The following is a 14,751-nucleotide window of genomic DNA, read 5'->3' as shown; positions in this document are numbered from 1 at the left end:
CTACGCGCAGACGTGCACGAAGCCCAGCGGACCGGTGATGCAGGGTGGCGGCGCGTCGTAGCCTCCGTAGCCGCCGCCGTACCCGCCGTACCCGTAATAGGGAGCCGGAGGCGGCGGTCCCCACCCGGGCGCACCCCAGCCCGGGTCCCAGCGGCCGTGGCCGTGGCCCCAGCCAGGATCGGCGTTCGCGACGCCTGAGCCGACTCCCAGCGCGGCCACCCCGAGCGCTCCGGCGATGGCGGCACCTGCCGCGACGGTCTTCAGATTCTTCATGTGCTTCATGGGAATACCTGCGATTACCTTGTAGTGGACACAGCGGCTCTGGTCCTCCCCGGCACGGGCCAAAGTCTTTGCGGGACTGAGGAGTCGACGTCGGTGTCAATTCCTTACCCAAGCTAAACGATACGCCGCCAGACGTGTGCGCAGGCTGTGCAGAAGGTATGTATGCGAACGTGGGTTGGCGACGCGCCCCGCAAGCCCCCATGCGAGACGCGCCGCCAAAGTCCCCCGACTTCCCCACGTTCGTCGCCGCGCCAGGCCCTTCCCGGCCGTCCCCCCGAGCGGTGGCGAAGGCCTGACGACGGCGTCGAACTGCGCGAAACGTTACTGGCCCGTCAATACCCTCGCAAGGGAATCGACAAATTTCAGCGACGAGTGTCGTGATCTTGATTTATCGCTCTACCAGCACAAACCACGATCTTGAATGACGTTGGCTAACGGAAGGGCTACCGCGGTAGGCAGGTCGGCGACAGGTGCGAGAAGTGGACCGCGGGCATGCCGTCGATGGTCACGAAGTCGGTTCCGTCGTCCCACGTGGTGCCGGGCTGGATCCAGGGTGGCACGCCCTTGGGGTACGCGATGGTCAGATCCGAGTAGAACTCCACCCCTTGCGGGCACTCGATGCTGCTCGGCGGCAACGGATTCCACGCGTGGACGACGATGGGGTTGGTGAGCCGCGCACCCTGCGCGCAGTTCGGCTGGCATTCGATGGAGGCGTCCGTGCCGCTGCCCCTGGCGCCGTCGCGATCCCAGGAGGTCCAGACCATGTCCTGCATCACGCCGGTGGCGTCGCAGTTGTAGTCGAATTCGGCCGGTCGTTGCGGGACGGGCTGATTCGGGTCGACGCACTTGCCGATGGCGTAGGCCGTCGTCCCGTCCGGTGGCTCCGCGGCCGCGTCCGCCGACGTCCACAGCAGCGCGACCGCGGCGATGGTCATTGACACTGCGAATGTGCGGGCCACGCGGCCCTCCTTCGTCCGGGATCGGGACACATCGGCGATTGCCGTCCCTACTATCGCAGCATGACGACGTTCGCGTTGGCCCACGGCGCGTTCCACGGCGCGTGGTGCTGGGAGCTACTGACGCCGCTGCTGCAAGACGCCGGCCACGACGTGGTGGCCGTGGACATGCCGTTCGACGACGGAGCCGCCAGCTTCGAAGACTGCGCCGACGTGGTCTGCGCGGCACTGCAGGAGCATGACGACGTCGTGCTCGTCGGGCACTCCTTCGCCGGCTGCGTCATCCCGTTGGTCGCGGCGCGTCGACCGCTGAAGCACCTGGTGTACCTGTGCGCCGTCGTTCCTGCGCTCGGCAGCAGCGTGATCGAGCAGCTGGCCAGCGAGCCCGACATGATTTCTCCCCTGTTCTACGAAGGGCTTGGTGAGCTCGACGACCAGATGCGTACCCCGTTCGCCGATCTCGAACTCGCCCGCAAGATCTTCTACGCCGACTGCGACGACTCCGTCGCGGCCGCCGCCGTCGCGCGGCTGAGCCCACAGTCCGCGCTCCCCCCGTCGCAGTGCTTCACCCTGTCCGAATTCCCCTCCGTGAGAACCACTTACGTGATGTGTAGGGATGATCAGGCCGTGGGTGCCGAGTGGGCGCGCCGCATCGCCGACGAGCGACTTCACGCCGACCTCGTGGAACTCCCCGGAGGCCACTCGCCGTTCTACTCGCGGCCCGCGGTGCTCGCCGACGTGCTGCTCGGCCTCGCCGTCGCCTGACGGCAGCCGCTAGCCCGGGTACTGAGGCTCGTGGAATCGGTTGATGATCGGGATCTTCTCGATGATCCGATCGCGGAGCCGTGGCTGAGGCGGCGGCACGGGTGGCACGTAGACGGGCGCGGGCGGTGGGACGTAAGCCGGCGGTGGAACGTACGCAGGCGCGGACGGCGGGACGTACACCGGCGCGGGGGCCTGCGGCGGGGCAAGCACGACGGTCTCCGCGACCTGGGGCGGTGATTGGGTTGACAGAACCCCCGGCAGGGCCTTTGGGGCGGGCTTCTTCGGAGCGGCAGGCGGCGAGATGGGAGCGGCCTTGACGACCGACGGCACTGGCGCCACGGGGACGGCGCGGTCGGCGGCGTCGACGACGTCCCTTTGCGACGGCTGGTCCGGCACCGCCTGGAGCCCGACCACGGCCGCCAGCGACACGACGAACGTGACCACGGCGGCAACGAGCACCGACGTCAACGCGCCCGTCCGCGAATACCTCAGCAGCCCAGCCGAAGCCGCCTGCGCGTCGAGCGTGCCGACGGCCGTCGCTGCGGCCAGCGCCGCTCCGCGGGCCATGGCGAGGTCGGCTTCGGCGGCGGAGATGACAGGCACGTCGGACGCCGCGGAGAGTTCCTCGACGATCGGATCGAGGTCGACCGACCCGAGCACGAAGACCGCCTCGGGCTGGCGGACGGCGGACTCCCAGCTCGCCGTCGCGGCGGCAGCTACCTCGGCGGCGTCCGCGTCACCGAGGCGGTCGATGCGCTCGACGGTCACGCTGCCGGCGTCGACCACCGCGAGCACGGCGGCATCGGGTTCCACGACGCAGACGGCGACGTCGTCGTAACCGGCGACGTCGGAGATCCCCGACGCGAGCGCGTCGACGGCCTCGACGTCCGAGATCGCGAGGACGCTGTCCAACTGCCTGGCGTCGAAGGCGGCCAGGATTGCACTCGCGGCGGCCTCGGCTTCGCAGGCCCATGTGACGCCCACGGCGTGGACGAGGTAATCCGCGTCGGCGCCGAGCAGGTCGTCGAGCAGCCGGTCGGCATCGAAGGTCTCGTCGACGAGCAGCGATCCGCGGTCGATCGGAGCGCCCTCACCCGTCGCCCCCTCGATGAGCACCCAGCGCACCGCGGTCGGGGTCAACGAAAGCCCCAAGACCACGTCCATACGCCTCGCCCCCCAATTCAGCACAGGTCGAATAACGAGAGTACCGCCGCGGCGGGGGTGCGGAAAGTGCGCTCGCGAAGTGGGCAGGCCGTCGGCGACCCCGCATAAGCTTGATTCGTGCCGTCCGAGACGCCGTCGGGAGATCCGCGCTGGATCTTTCAGAACCTGCTCAACTCGGCCATCGTGGGTGGCCGATTGCCGACCGTAACAGCGACATTGGGCTCGCAGACGTGGATGGCGATCGACTCGGTGGCGCGCGCACATCCCGATGCCACCGCCGACGACATCGCGGTCGCCTACGAGGCGTTCGAACGCGAACATGGCCAAAGGTTGACGGCCGAGTGAACACGGTGCGACCATTCCACGATGGTCGTAGGGGTGGAGATCAGATCAAGCGAGTGGACGGCGATCAAACAGGTCGTCGACCGGCTAAAAGAAAGCTTTCCCGCGATCGCCCCGGACACCGTCACGCTGACGGTGCACCACAATCACGCGCGGTACGACGGGCGTCGCATTCGAGACTTCGTGCCGCTTCTCGTTGAGCGCGACGCACGGAATGAACTCAGCCGGCTGCAGAGCTAACTGCCCGTCTCCCAGTGGGACGAGAAGCGGCGGTCGAGCCGCTCGATGAGCCGGTTGAGCTGGCGCACTTCGGCCTCGGCGGTCCGCACTTGAGAACGCATGTGGTTGGCGTTGGTGCGGCGGTCGATGATCGCCCGGCGCTTGACGATCGAGGCCAGCAGCTGGTCCCGTTCGGCAGCGAGTGACACGCGAAAGTGCGCCGCCTGCATGGCGTCGGCAGCCACCGCGGCCGCAACGTCGTCCATAATCGTCACGCGCGTACCGTAACCCCAACGGCGGCGCAGCGCAGCGCGACTATGAGAAATCCCTCATTGTGCGGCCAACGTTCCTTAACGATTTCGCAAGCTTCCAATACTGATTTCGCAAGCCTGCTAGTACTCCTGCAGGCTCTCGCGCAGCGTCGTGCCTGGGTACCGCGTGCGGTAGCGGCCGCGCTTCTGCAGTTCCGGCACCAGCAGTTCGGTCACGTCGTTGAAGCAGCCTGGCGTATCGGTCGCCAGCAACATGAAGCCGTTGCAGCCGCCGTCGTCGAGGTAGTGCTCCATCTGGTCGGCGACGTCCGCAGGAGTGCCCACCGCCACCGGGGCTCCCATCGACACGCCGTAGATCTGCGCGGCCTCCCGCACGGTCACCGGTGCGCCGTCCTTGGCTTCAAGGATGGCGTCGAACAGCCCGCGGATGCCCTGCACGTCGGCGTCCACGACGTTGTCGTCGAGGCCCAGCGTCGAGAAGTCGAAACCCGTATGGCCGGAGAGGATTCCGAGCGCGCTTTCGATCTGCACCTTCTCCACGAACTCCGCGTACTTGTCGTTGGCGCGGGACTTGTCGCGGTCGATGATCGTCTGCAGCCCGTAGATGAGCTTGACCGACTCCGGGTCGCGGCCGTGATCGTCTGCGCGCGTGCGGATGTCGTCGGCGTAGGCCCGCATGCTCTTGGGCGTCGGGAAGATGCCGAACACGGATTCGGCGTGCTTGGAAGCGAATTCGCGACCCTGCTCGGATGATCCGGCCTGCCACAGCACCGGCCGCTTCTGCGGCGACGGCGCAACGAAGTGGCGGCCCTTGGACTTGAAGAACTCGCCCTGGAAGTCGACCTCGCGCACCTTGGACGGGTCGGCGAAGATCCCGTTCTCGCGGTCGTAGACGATCGCGTCGTCGTCCCACGAATCCCACAGCTGATACAGCAGCTGCATGTACTCCTCGACCACCTCGTAGCGCTTGTCGCGCGGCGTGAGGTTCTCCTTGCCCATCGCCTGGAACTCGCTCTTGGAGTACGAGGTGACGATGTTCCAACCGACGCGGCCGTTCGTCAGGTGGTCCAGCGACGACAGGTGCCGCGCCATCATGTACGGCGGCACAAAGGATGTCGACAGCGTGATGCCGATCCCGAGGTGTTTGGTGAACGCCCCGACGATCGGCACCAGAGTGGCGGGTTCGTGCACCGGACACTGCCCGGCGTACTTCACTACCGGATCCGAGTTGCCCTTGTACGTGGTGTACGGCGCAAGCTCGTCGGCGATGAACATCGCGTCGAACAACCCCCGCTCCATGATGCGGCCGAGGTCGCGCCAATACTCCGGGCGCGACCAGTGATAGCCCACCTTGTCCCGAGGGTGCGCCCACATCGTCGACGCGTGATTCATCACCCCGTGCTGGACGAAGCCCAGCAGGTGCGTCTTCTTCTTGGTCATGCCTTCTGCGCCGCCGGTTCGCGATCCTCCCGCAGTTCGAGCACGAAGGCGACGATGACCGCCGCCGCGGTGCCGAGTCCGCTCAAGGCGAGCACGTACCAGAACGCACCGCTGTACGAAGCGATGATCAAGGCGACGAACGACGTCAGCACGGCCAACGTTGCCTTCCAGGTGAACCCGGGTACGAGCGCAACCGCGGACGAATCGTCCTCCTCCCTCAGTTCATCGATCCCGGTTCCGTTCAGCAACTCTCGCCGGATCCGCAGGAAGCTGAGCGCGCCGACGTACAGGTACACCACGGCAAGGATCAAGCCGATGCCCGCACCGATATAGAAAATGGTCACGACAGTGCCTTTCTAGTTCTGTCTACTACTGCTGTCCGGCTGGCTGCGGCAGTGCGTCTTCCACTGCCGGGGCCTCCGGTTCTGATGCGTCATCGGTTGTCGCCGTGGTCTTTTCCCGCTCAAGAAGCGCTGCCTTGCCCTCTGCAAGACTGTCGAAGTCGAACACTTGGTTCTGGCGGAGGCTGACGACGACGGACACGATGGCCGACGCCGCAATCAACCCGATGATTCCGAACAGAGGCCCGTACGTCGGGCCCAGCGTCTCCCGCAGCGGACCCCCGACGACGATGCCTGCGACCACGCCCCAGACGTATCCGGCCCCGGTCAGGCGGTTCCAGAAGATGCTCAGGGTCACTGGGATCAGCAGGCTGGTGCCGTAGAAGTACACGGTGGTAACGAGATTCACGTAGTCGATACCGGTCAGCACGACCCCGCCTGCGACTGCCGCGGCGACGATCATGCTGGTCTTGGTGATGCCGAGCAGTCTGCGCTCGGACACCTGTGGCCAGTAGCGATGGACGATGTCGACCGCCACCAGCGAGGTGACTCCCGACAGCGCGCCGTCGATGGCGGCGAAGCAGGCGTTGACCACGACGAGGGAGTAGAGGGCGATGATGATCACCGGCAGGCCGAGGCTGGCGATGACATGGGGACCGACCGCTCCTGCGCCAAGCGAGCCCAAGTCGTCGAGGGTGACCCCGGCGGCGAGACCGATGAAGCCGAGCAGCCCGAGCGCCAACGGGATCGGGTAGAACCACACGCCCGCCCAGAGGAAGCTGCGGCCCAGATCGTTGGGGCGGATCGCCCACACCCGCTGCCAGAACGACTGGTCGGCAATGACGTTGGTGAGCAGGCCGAGCGCCAGTGCCAGCCCGAAACTCGCTGCCGTGACCGGATTGAAGGGGTTCAGGTGTTGGTCCCCGAGCTTGTCAACCTCCTCGAACACCAGTTGCGCTCCGCCGGCCTTGGCCAATGCGTAGAGCACGACCACGGACGACCCAACCCCGAGCAGCAGGGTGTTCAAGGTTCCCGTCACCGCTGACGTGGTGAGTCCGCCGAAGTACGAGTAGACGGTGACGACGATGATGCCGGTGACGACGATGCTGATCGGGGTCAGCCCGAAGATGGTGTGCATGATCAACACCAGTCCGGCCAGGTTGATCATGATGACGCCGAGCAGCGCGCCGATCAGAAAGATCAGCGTCGCGACGCTGCTGAGACCGGTCTGGAAGCGGGCGCGGATGAACTCCGCCAAGGTGTACCCGGCCGGCATCTTCTGGCGCACCTTCAACCCGAAGGGCACCATGATGATCACCGCAAGGCCGTTGGGCACGATGAACCAAACGAGTCCGGACGTGCCCCAGGTGTAGGCCTGGGCGGACGAGAGCATGACGGCCATCGACCACGTCCACACCGAAATCAGCGACGCAACGCCGAAACCGAAGCCCAGCAGCCGACCTGAGATCACGAAGTTGTGGGTGGTCTTGACGGCACCCTTGACGGCCAGGGCAATGAGTAGCAGCACGAGTCCAGGGCCGAGTAGCAGCGCATAACCCAATGCGCCTGTTTGTTGAATGAAGTCAAGCTGGGGCATGATCGGATCTCCTTGTATGAGTTGAGAGTTGGTGTTGTCTCGGCTGATTAATCGACTACGACTGCTGCCCGGCGGCGCCGCAACTCCTCGAGGGGCTCGTCGTACCAGCCCTTGTTGCGACGCAGAATGAGCAGTTCGGTGAGTTCGGTCTCGGTCCGCATGAACGGCACGGTGGGCATGACGGGTGGCTTGTATCGGTGTCGGAACGAGGCCACGATCGCCTCGAGTGTCGCCACGTCCACGGCCGACCTCGCATCGGTGAGTGCCGCGTCGCATGTCGGTGCTATCGGCTCGCCGGTGAGCGTCGTGGTGTCGATGAATTCGCCGGACAGTTCGGCGAACCGGAACACCGCGACCTTGTCCTCGATGCGTGACTCGATCCAGAGGAAGTCCGCCTCTTCGAGCGCCTTGTCCCGCCCGTCGCGCCAATCGATCAGCAGGCCGAGGGCAGTAGCGAGGGTCGTCACCTGTGCGAGCCGTTCCGTCCACTCCGCGCGGGAGGCCTGATCTCCAAAGGGCGGGTATTCGGTGCGGGGCGTAGCGCCCGCAGCGGCCTTGGCCGTCCGTGCCATGGCTACTGATCTCCTGTCTCGAGGAATCGTTCGACGTGGATGCGATCGCGGGGCACCCCGTGACCGAGCAGCAGTTCTTCAGCGGCGCTGATCATTCCGGGCGGACCGCAGAGGTAGTAGGACCTCGTCGGGTCGATCTCGCCGAGCTCGTCGGTCGCCGTACCCACCGCGCCTGACCAGCCGGCGGTGGGCCGCTCCACGGTGGTGACGACGTCGAGGTGGGGCAGGGCCTGACTCAACGACGCCAGCTCGTCGACGTAGAACAGGTCCGATTCCGTCGCGACGCCGAAGACCAGCCGCGCCGCGGTGGTTGGCGCGGTACCGACCAACGACCGCAGCATGGCGATGATGGGCGCAAGGCCCGTCCCGCCAGCAACGAAGACCGGGTTGTGCTTACCGCGAAAGGTGAACTGTCCGTGCGGGCCTCGAAGACGGACCGGTTCGCCCTTCCCCAACCCGGCGGCAAGGTGCCCGGAGAAGCGCCCTTCGGGTAGCAGCCGGATGAGAAACTCGAGTTGACGAGTGCCGTCGGGTGCGTTGGCCATCGAGTAGGCGCGGGTGGCTCCCACGGCGGGCAAGGTGACCTGGAGGTACTGGCCAGGATCCCAAGCGAACGGGTCCTGCGTTGCGTTGGTGCGAACGATGATTCGAACAACCGTGTCGGAGAGCCGTTCGGCCTCCACGATCTGCCCGGTACGCGTTCCGTCCTCGTAGCGGCCCACTCGATCAGCCGGGTAGTCGAAGTCGATCTCGAGGTCGCTCGTCGGCCGCAGGCGGCACGCGAGGATGTAGCCCTCTTCCTCCTCGGCGTCGGTCAGCGCGTGAGGACTGTGCGGAAGCAACTCGTCGTAGTCGCCGTCGACGAGGAAGCCCCGGCACGTCGAACAGCTGCCCGCGCGGCAGTCGCTGAGCAGCAGATGACCCTGCCGCAGCCCGGCGGTGATGACGTCTTCGTCTGCCCTGCAGGCGATGTCGATGCGGTCGGCGCTCTCGAAGGTCAGCGCGACCTTGTACTCGGTACTCATCGAGGGACCTCCCGCTCCCACCCGATGAGGTCGGTGGTGATGGCAAACACGTTGCCGTGCACATAAGCCCGGCCAACGGTGGTCGAGACGTTGATGAGCAGGTCGTAGACGGAGAACGGGTGCCCCAGCAATTCGGCGATCTCGTCGGCGTCGATCTCGAAACCCTCGAGGCAATCGATGCGGTAGTAGGTTCCGCAGTCCTCGATGCCGAAACCTGGCTGGCCGGTGTATTGCTCGGCAAGCCATTCCACCGTTGCCTCGATCTCGTCGGCCTTGGTGAGCGTCAGCACCACCCTGCGGTTCTCGACCACCCCCCGGTGATTGAACAAGTTGGCTCGTACCTGCTCGGCGTCGACATCCGCGACCCGACGGTCGACGGCGGCTTGATGGGCGTTCGGCTCACTTGCCTGCACCTCGGTCACCGCGCACCGACCGCGACACTGGCGTCATACGAGTCGAGTAGGTCAGCGGCGGTCAAGTCGGAGTCCCAGAGCGGCGCGGTGTGCTGAATCCACTCGTTGGCAAGCACTTCGAAGACCTGCCGCGGTGTTTCGTGGTGCGCACCGGAGATCGGCCCATCTGATGGGAAGATCGTGGAGATTCCCGCGACCGCGCTCACCGCCCGCGGCAGCCAGCGCTTCGCCCACCACGCCATGATCTGGCGGTTGTAGGCACCGAATTCCTTGTCGGAGCCGAGGATGTTGGCGAACAGTTCGTGGGTCCAGGTGTTGGCCGCCTCGGCCGAACGGAAGGTCGGCCACAAAACTTGCGGGGTGAGCCGGTCGCCGAAGAGCGGGGCGAGTCGATAGAAGTGCTCCTGGCGCACGAATCGACCGAACAGGGGCTCGTAGATCAGGGCGAGCGCGAAGACGACCTCGATGTGGTCGTATCCGTCGCGCCAGAGGTGTTCGACGAACGACCGCGCGCCAACGTAGGCCGGATCGTGCAGCCAGCGCTGCTTGGCCGGTCCGAGCTCGGCCAGCGATTCTGAAATCGCCTGGCCTAGATACACTTTCTCGGCCTGGATCTGCTGTGCGCTGTCGAGGAAGTCGAGGGCCCAGTTGACGATCGCTACCCGGAGCGTGTCGACGAGGCTGTCGCGTATCGGTGAAGCGAGCGCCATGAACACGCCGTAGTCGTGGAACACGAGCGCGCCGAGGTGCTCACCGATCATCGTTTCGATCCAGGCCGGGTCTGCGCCCCGGTGCAGTGATTGGGTGCCGTAGGTCGAGAACAGCCGACCCGCCGAACGCCATTGATCTGCCTTCTCCGCGACGTACGGCTTCTGCCAGCGCCCCTCGGGATCTCTGAACGCGAACCAGTCGGTGCAGCGGGCCTCGGTGAAGTAGTTCTCCCACGCTCCTCGTCCGCCTGGGAACCGGGTGCCCCAGCCACCGACGCCGATGCCGCCGCGGATCCAGTCCGGGTTCGGCTGTGCGTAGAGCAGCACCTGTTCGTACTCGGAGATGCGGCGGCGGTATGGATTCGCGAAATACACCGCCGTGCGCTGTGTTTCGATGGGCTCCCGCTCGAGGTCGTGCTCGGGATTGAGCAGACTCCGCCGATAGGTATTGGTCACTGTGTTTATCCCTGGCTCTCAGAACTTCTCGAAGCTGACGCCAGCCACGTGCGGATCGCGCACGACGATGGCGCACGCCGCGAGATCGTCGAGCGTCCAGAGCCGTTTGGTGTTCAAGGATGGTTGGGCCACCAGAGTTTTGCCGTCGCTGCGCACTCCGCCAGTGGCGCGAACGATCTCGGAGAGTTCCCAGCCGTCGAAGATCTCCAGGAAATTCTCACCGGTGTAGCGTTCCGGCTCCTGGAGGTACATCCGTTCGCACGAGTCGGAGCACAACGCGTGCTTGCGACCGGCGTACTCGATGACTCGGGTGTGCACGCCGCTCGGGCCTGAAAGGCCGTCCTGGATCTCCTCCGCGATCTGCAGCAGGGGCGATTGGCACACCCGGCAGATGTGCATCACCTTTCCGAGTTCGATCAGATGCTCTACCGGGCTGGTGCGATTCGCCGGATCCTCCACACCGATCTCACGCCACCTGTCGAACACCGAGCCGTAGGTGCTGTACCAACCCGGGTAGTGCCGTTCGAACCATTCCTTGTCCGTGTCGTTGGGAAGCTCGATGCGGTAGCCGATGAACGGCCAGAGTGCGTACGCCACGGCGAAGGAATCGTGTTGTGCCGAGTATGCATCCCGGCTGGCATCAGCCAAGTTCCGCGGTGATTCGAGGCCGAACCGTGAGAATCGGCCCATCCAGATGCCGCCCCAGTCCTCGATTACCCAGTCATTCCAGGTCTTCGCCCACGGCTCGGCGCGGTTGACCGCTCCGTACTCGAACGACCTACCGACCATCGAGCTGAAGCCGCGGTGCTGGATCCAGAAGGCGTTCTCCAGGTCGGTCTGCAAGTACTGCATGTTGTGGTCGTTTTCGATGACCGACACGATCGTCTGGTAACCGTTCGCCATGTGGCGCAACTCATCTGACTGGATCGACAAGAAGACAGTCGGCGTGACTTCGTCACCATTGGCCGCAGCCCATTCCGTCATCGCGACCACCAACGGGTTGGTGAAGCAGGCTTCCGCAACGATCTGCAGGTTGAGCGAGATCAGCACCGGGTCGCCCGAGACGAACGTCTCGCAAGCCTGTTGCCGGTTGTTCCAGAACAGTGGGTTTCCGACGCGGTGTCCCCGCCCGCCGGTGAATCCGGCGGGGTCGTAGTACTGGGATGCGAAGTACTTCTTAAGGTAGCCAAGCTGATTCGTGTGGCGGACTTCGTCTTCCACCTGTGACAGATAGCCGTTGCGCTGTTCGGGTGAGGTCACCGCGTCCAACAGCATCGCCGACCCGCCGATCGAGGCGTACTCCCCCAACTCGAGGAAGTTGGTGACGAACTTCATCGCCTCTGCCCACCGCGGCTCGATTCGGCTTCCCGCCTGGATGCGGGCCAAGCTGTCCAACAGGGAGCCGTATTGGCGGTCGTCCTTCTCGTTCTCCATTCGGCAGTACTCGCCGACGATCACCTTGAACTGCTCACGAGTTCCGCCGTCGAACTGGTACTTCGTCGGGTACTTGGAGCGGCCGCCTGGAACGTCCCACCCCATGTCCTGGATCCACCGGTGCACGTCTTGGGCGCCAACCTTGATCTCGCTTGGCGTGGGCACCCTGATGTCGTTTGGGGTGACGGTCATTGATTCAGTTCTCCTAGTGCATGCGGTGCTCCCCGCGGTTGAACGTAGGTTCACAGCCAGCGTCCAAGAAGTGTTTGGCTCGCGGTGATGCGAATGCGCAGAGTTCTCAGCGTGGTGCGAGCTCGGTCTCTGCACGGGCCGCGGCCCTCGAGGCGAACCTCACGGACGGCCAACAGAGCCTCAAATGGCTTCCGCCGCTTCAGGGTTGGTAGATCCCGTGTCGCTTCCGCGGTTAGATCTAGATACGGGATACCGCAGTCCGCGCGAAACGTTCGAGCACGTCGCAGGGTTCACCGCGTAATCCGGAGGCAATGTAGAGGTGCTCGTCGGGCAACAAGACGCTGAGCCGGTAGGTGGTCTTCTGCGTGATGGGCTCGGGTGGCATGGGCGTGCACGCCGCCTTGATCCCAATCCCGGTGATACTCGTGGAATCGGCTGTGGTGCTGGCGGCGAATTCGGATGCCGCGTCGACGATGTGTGCGGCCGTCAGTCGGAGTTCGGACGAGACGTTCTGCCCACGTTCAGGATGCCGGGTCTCGTCCTTGAACAAATAGGTGCACGAGACGTCCGTCGATCCCTTCCAATCGCCGATGGGAGTGGAGATGACCGGCGCGACGTCGAGGAAGCCAGCCGCTTCGGCGGTGGTCACCCATGAGCACGGTCGGTAGGCCGGCTCACCGGCCGGCTCACCGGCCGTGTCGGCGGTTGCGACGGTCACCGTGACGGGATCATCGCGTCCCACGGGCGTACCGGGTGCGACCGAGACCGCTTCGATGCGCAGCAGTTGCCCCGCATCGGTACCAGACGAGCTCGAGCCGTCCGGACCGACCAGCGTCACGCCGCCTAGACACGTCAGCGGTTGAATATCAGGGCTAAGTCGGTCGATGGTCAAGCCGACGACGGCGGGCATCGGCCGCGGCCACGTCACGCGATCACAGCTCGGGTCGGACGAGCTCTGTGGTGGATGCGCGGCCGGTGTCGGGGTAGGCGTTCCGGAGACCGGAGCCTCGGTGGTCGCCGTGGGCGGTTGTGCTTGCGGGGCGGGGTCGTCACAGCCCACGACTGACACCGCCAGCGCAACGAGCGCGACCGTTCCACAGAGAGGCCGCAGATACACATAGCCATTGGACCACGGCAATGCATTTCAGCAGTTCAGAGGCATGTTGGGGCGCTCGCGTGGCGGCGCAGGGGACCCGAAATCCAGCCTCGGACTCGATGCCCTGCGCGCCTTGCTTCCGAGTTGCGACCATCTCGACCATCGGACCCGCTGCACCCGTCCGCCCTGTTCAGCGCGGTAGTTAGCTTGCATATCGAGCTGTGTTAAAGACTAGTTTGTAGGTTCTGCGCCAACCTATAAGTAAAAGCCGGTTTTGTTATAGCTTGTGCCTGTGGACCCAACAAGGTTTGTAGCTCCCAATTGGGGTCGCGCCGTTTCGACCGGTGGGACTGCCGCCTACTTTGCGTTTGAGCCAAGCCCAGTCCCGCGCGAGCTCGTACTAGCTCCACACACGATCATGTTGTTGTCGGAAGCTGACGCCGCCCTCGGGAGACTAGCTGGCGCAGGGAGGCTTCTTCCAGACCCACACCTGCTGGTCAACGCCTACATCACCCGTGAGGCCGTGGCGAGTTCGAGGATTGAAGGCACACAAGCGTCTGTCACCGAGGTGTTTGATGCTGCAGTGTCCGGCACGTCGACACGAGCCGACGTCCAGGAGGTCCGCAACTACATCCTCGCACTGGAACACGGCCTAGCCCGCCTCGCGGAGTTTCCGATCTCACTCCGATTGATCAGGGAGATGCACGAGATATTGCTGACCGGCGTCCGAGGCCAAGAGCGCACACCGGGTGAGTTTCGCCAGACGCAGAACTGGATCTCGTCACCGGACAATCAACCAAGAACCGCACGCTTCGTCCCTCCCACCGTCGACAACATGTGGGCAGCTCTTAATGATTGGGAAAAATGCCTCCACGACAAAGATCCAAAGCTGCCCTTGCTCGTGCGCTGCGCGCTCATGCACTACCAGTTCGAAACGATCCACCCGTTCTTGGACGGAAACGGCCGCATCGGCCGCCTATTCATCATCCTGTACCTGCTCAATCTTGGACGCTTGCCCACCCCTCTTCTTTACATCTCGAGTTACTTCGAGCAGCGAAAAGAGGAGTACTACGACCGACTCCAATTCGTCCGAGAACGCGGAGAAATCGAGGAGTGGCTCAACTTCTTCCTGGCAGGCATTGCTGGTCAAGCCGCTGACGCGGTGACTAGGGCGGAGGAACTGGCCGACTTACGTGAGCACTATCGAATAGCACTGCAAGGCAGCAGAAGTCGCGCAATCGAGGTCGCCGACCTTCTGTTCGCTAACCCGATCATGACCGTTCGTGCCGTGCAGACCCGACTCGATATGAGTCAACCCGGAGCGACAAATCTTCTCAGAACGCTCACTTCCGCAGGAATCGTTCGTGAAATCGGAGAAGGTCCAGGAACCCGCCACCGCTGGATAGCCGACGACATCCTTCGGGTGCTGGATCCGTAAATTCATCCGCTCCGCGCTCAGTTTCGCCCTGATTGTT

The 14,751-nt window shown here is 64.6% G+C and carries 17 protein-coding genes; 4 read left to right on the top strand and 13 right to left on the bottom strand.

Annotated elements, in window-relative coordinates; translation table 11 throughout:
- Both SLQ33_RS09525 and SLQ33_RS09520 read right to left on the bottom strand, forming a co-directional pair.
- Positions 1-273 carry a hypothetical protein gene (locus SLQ33_RS09525; RefSeq protein WP_319453572.1) on the bottom strand — a complete coding sequence of 91 codons (273 nt, stop codon included), beginning with the start codon at positions 271-273 and terminating at the stop codon, positions 1-3.
- A 452-nt stretch (positions 274-725) separates the two neighbouring features.
- A complete protein-coding gene (locus tag SLQ33_RS09520) occupies positions 726-1,241 on the bottom strand; it encodes a hypothetical protein (protein ID WP_319453571.1) in 516 nt (171 codons plus the stop codon).
- A 60-nt stretch (positions 1,242-1,301) separates the two neighbouring features.
- On the opposite strand from SLQ33_RS09520, the gene SLQ33_RS09515 reads away from it, so the two are divergent.
- A complete protein-coding gene (locus SLQ33_RS09515) occupies positions 1,302-2,003 on the top strand; it encodes an alpha/beta fold hydrolase (RefSeq protein ID WP_319453570.1) in 702 nt (233 codons plus the stop codon).
- Positions 2,004-2,012: 9 nt separating this feature from the next.
- Here the strand turns inward: SLQ33_RS09515 and SLQ33_RS09510 are convergent, their stop codons facing one another.
- On the bottom strand, positions 2,013-3,167 hold the full coding sequence (locus SLQ33_RS09510; protein ID WP_319453569.1) for a hypothetical protein: 1,155 nt from the start codon (positions 3,165-3,167) through the stop codon (positions 2,013-2,015).
- A gap of 117 nt (positions 3,168-3,284) precedes the next feature.
- On the opposite strand from SLQ33_RS09510, the gene SLQ33_RS09505 reads away from it, so the two are divergent.
- Together SLQ33_RS09505 and SLQ33_RS09500 are read left to right on the top strand one after the other, a co-directional pair.
- The gene (locus SLQ33_RS09505) at positions 3,285-3,512 is read left to right on the top strand and encodes a hypothetical protein (RefSeq protein WP_319453568.1); all 228 of its coding nucleotides are present in this window, start codon (positions 3,285-3,287) and stop codon (positions 3,510-3,512) included.
- Positions 3,513-3,533: 21 nt separating this feature from the next.
- The gene (locus SLQ33_RS09500) at positions 3,534-3,749 is read left to right on the top strand and encodes a three-helix bundle dimerization domain-containing protein (RefSeq protein ID WP_319453567.1); all 216 of its coding nucleotides are present in this window, start codon (positions 3,534-3,536) and stop codon (positions 3,747-3,749) included.
- On the opposite strand, the gene SLQ33_RS09495 is transcribed toward SLQ33_RS09500, so the two are convergent.
- The 10 genes from SLQ33_RS09495 to SLQ33_RS09450 all read right to left on the bottom strand — a co-directional run bounded on the left by SLQ33_RS09495 (position 3,746) and on the right by SLQ33_RS09450 (position 13,108).
- The gene (locus SLQ33_RS09495; protein WP_319453566.1) at positions 3,746-4,003 is read right to left on the bottom strand and encodes a hypothetical protein; all 258 of its coding nucleotides are present in this window, start codon (positions 4,001-4,003) and stop codon (positions 3,746-3,748) included. The two genes, SLQ33_RS09500 and SLQ33_RS09495, sit on opposite strands and share 4 nt — an antisense overlap.
- A gap of 117 nt (positions 4,004-4,120) precedes the next feature.
- The gene (locus SLQ33_RS09490) at positions 4,121-5,440 is read right to left on the bottom strand and encodes an LLM class flavin-dependent oxidoreductase (RefSeq protein WP_319453565.1); all 1,320 of its coding nucleotides are present in this window, start codon (positions 5,438-5,440) and stop codon (positions 4,121-4,123) included.
- Positions 5,437-5,784: a hypothetical protein gene (locus SLQ33_RS09485; RefSeq protein WP_319453564.1), complete on the bottom strand. Its 348-nt coding sequence runs from the start codon at positions 5,782-5,784 to the stop codon at positions 5,437-5,439. The genes SLQ33_RS09490 and SLQ33_RS09485 overlap by 4 nt, the downstream gene beginning before the upstream one ends.
- Positions 5,785-5,809: 25 nt before the next feature.
- Positions 5,810-7,378 (bottom strand): sodium:solute symporter family transporter, encoded by a 1,569-nt coding sequence (locus SLQ33_RS09480; protein ID WP_319453563.1) that lies wholly within the window; start codon positions 7,376-7,378, stop codon positions 5,810-5,812.
- 47 nt (positions 7,379-7,425) lie between these two features.
- Entirely contained in the window at positions 7,426-7,950 is a 525-nt protein-coding gene (locus SLQ33_RS09475; protein WP_319453562.1) for a methane monooxygenase, read from the bottom strand.
- 2 nt (positions 7,951-7,952) lie between these two features.
- Positions 7,953-8,975 carry a 2Fe-2S iron-sulfur cluster binding domain-containing protein gene (locus tag SLQ33_RS09470; protein WP_319453561.1) on the bottom strand — a complete coding sequence of 341 codons (1,023 nt, stop codon included), beginning with the start codon at positions 8,973-8,975 and terminating at the stop codon, positions 7,953-7,955.
- Positions 8,972-9,397 (bottom strand): MmoB/DmpM family protein, encoded by a 426-nt coding sequence (locus SLQ33_RS09465; RefSeq protein ID WP_319453560.1) that lies wholly within the window; start codon positions 9,395-9,397, stop codon positions 8,972-8,974. Before SLQ33_RS09465 ends, SLQ33_RS09470 begins: the two co-directional genes overlap by 4 nt.
- Positions 9,394-10,554: a toluene hydroxylase gene (locus SLQ33_RS09460; protein ID WP_319453559.1), complete on the bottom strand. Its 1,161-nt coding sequence runs from the start codon at positions 10,552-10,554 to the stop codon at positions 9,394-9,396. Before SLQ33_RS09460 ends, SLQ33_RS09465 begins: the two co-directional genes overlap by 4 nt.
- An 18-nt stretch (positions 10,555-10,572) precedes the next feature.
- Positions 10,573-12,180 (bottom strand): methane monooxygenase, encoded by a 1,608-nt coding sequence (locus SLQ33_RS09455; RefSeq protein ID WP_319453558.1) that lies wholly within the window; start codon positions 12,178-12,180, stop codon positions 10,573-10,575.
- Between the two features lie 238 nt (positions 12,181-12,418).
- Positions 12,419-13,108 carry a hypothetical protein gene (locus SLQ33_RS09450; RefSeq protein WP_319453557.1) on the bottom strand — a complete coding sequence of 230 codons (690 nt, stop codon included), beginning with the start codon at positions 13,106-13,108 and terminating at the stop codon, positions 12,419-12,421.
- Between the two features lie 592 nt (positions 13,109-13,700).
- Here SLQ33_RS09450 and SLQ33_RS09445 point away from each other — a divergent pair.
- Entirely contained in the window at positions 13,701-14,714 is a 1,014-nt protein-coding gene (locus SLQ33_RS09445; RefSeq protein WP_319453556.1) for a Fic family protein, read from the top strand.
- The last annotated feature ends 37 nt before the right edge of the window (positions 14,715-14,751 follow it).

Source organism: Mycobacterium sp. RTGN6 (assembly GCF_033804605.1).
In the GTDB taxonomy this organism is placed as follows: Bacteria; Actinomycetota; Actinomycetes; order Mycobacteriales; family Mycobacteriaceae; genus Mycobacterium.
Note: the sequence above shows the minus strand (reverse complement) of the source record. Positions and strands in the feature narration are given on the sequence as shown.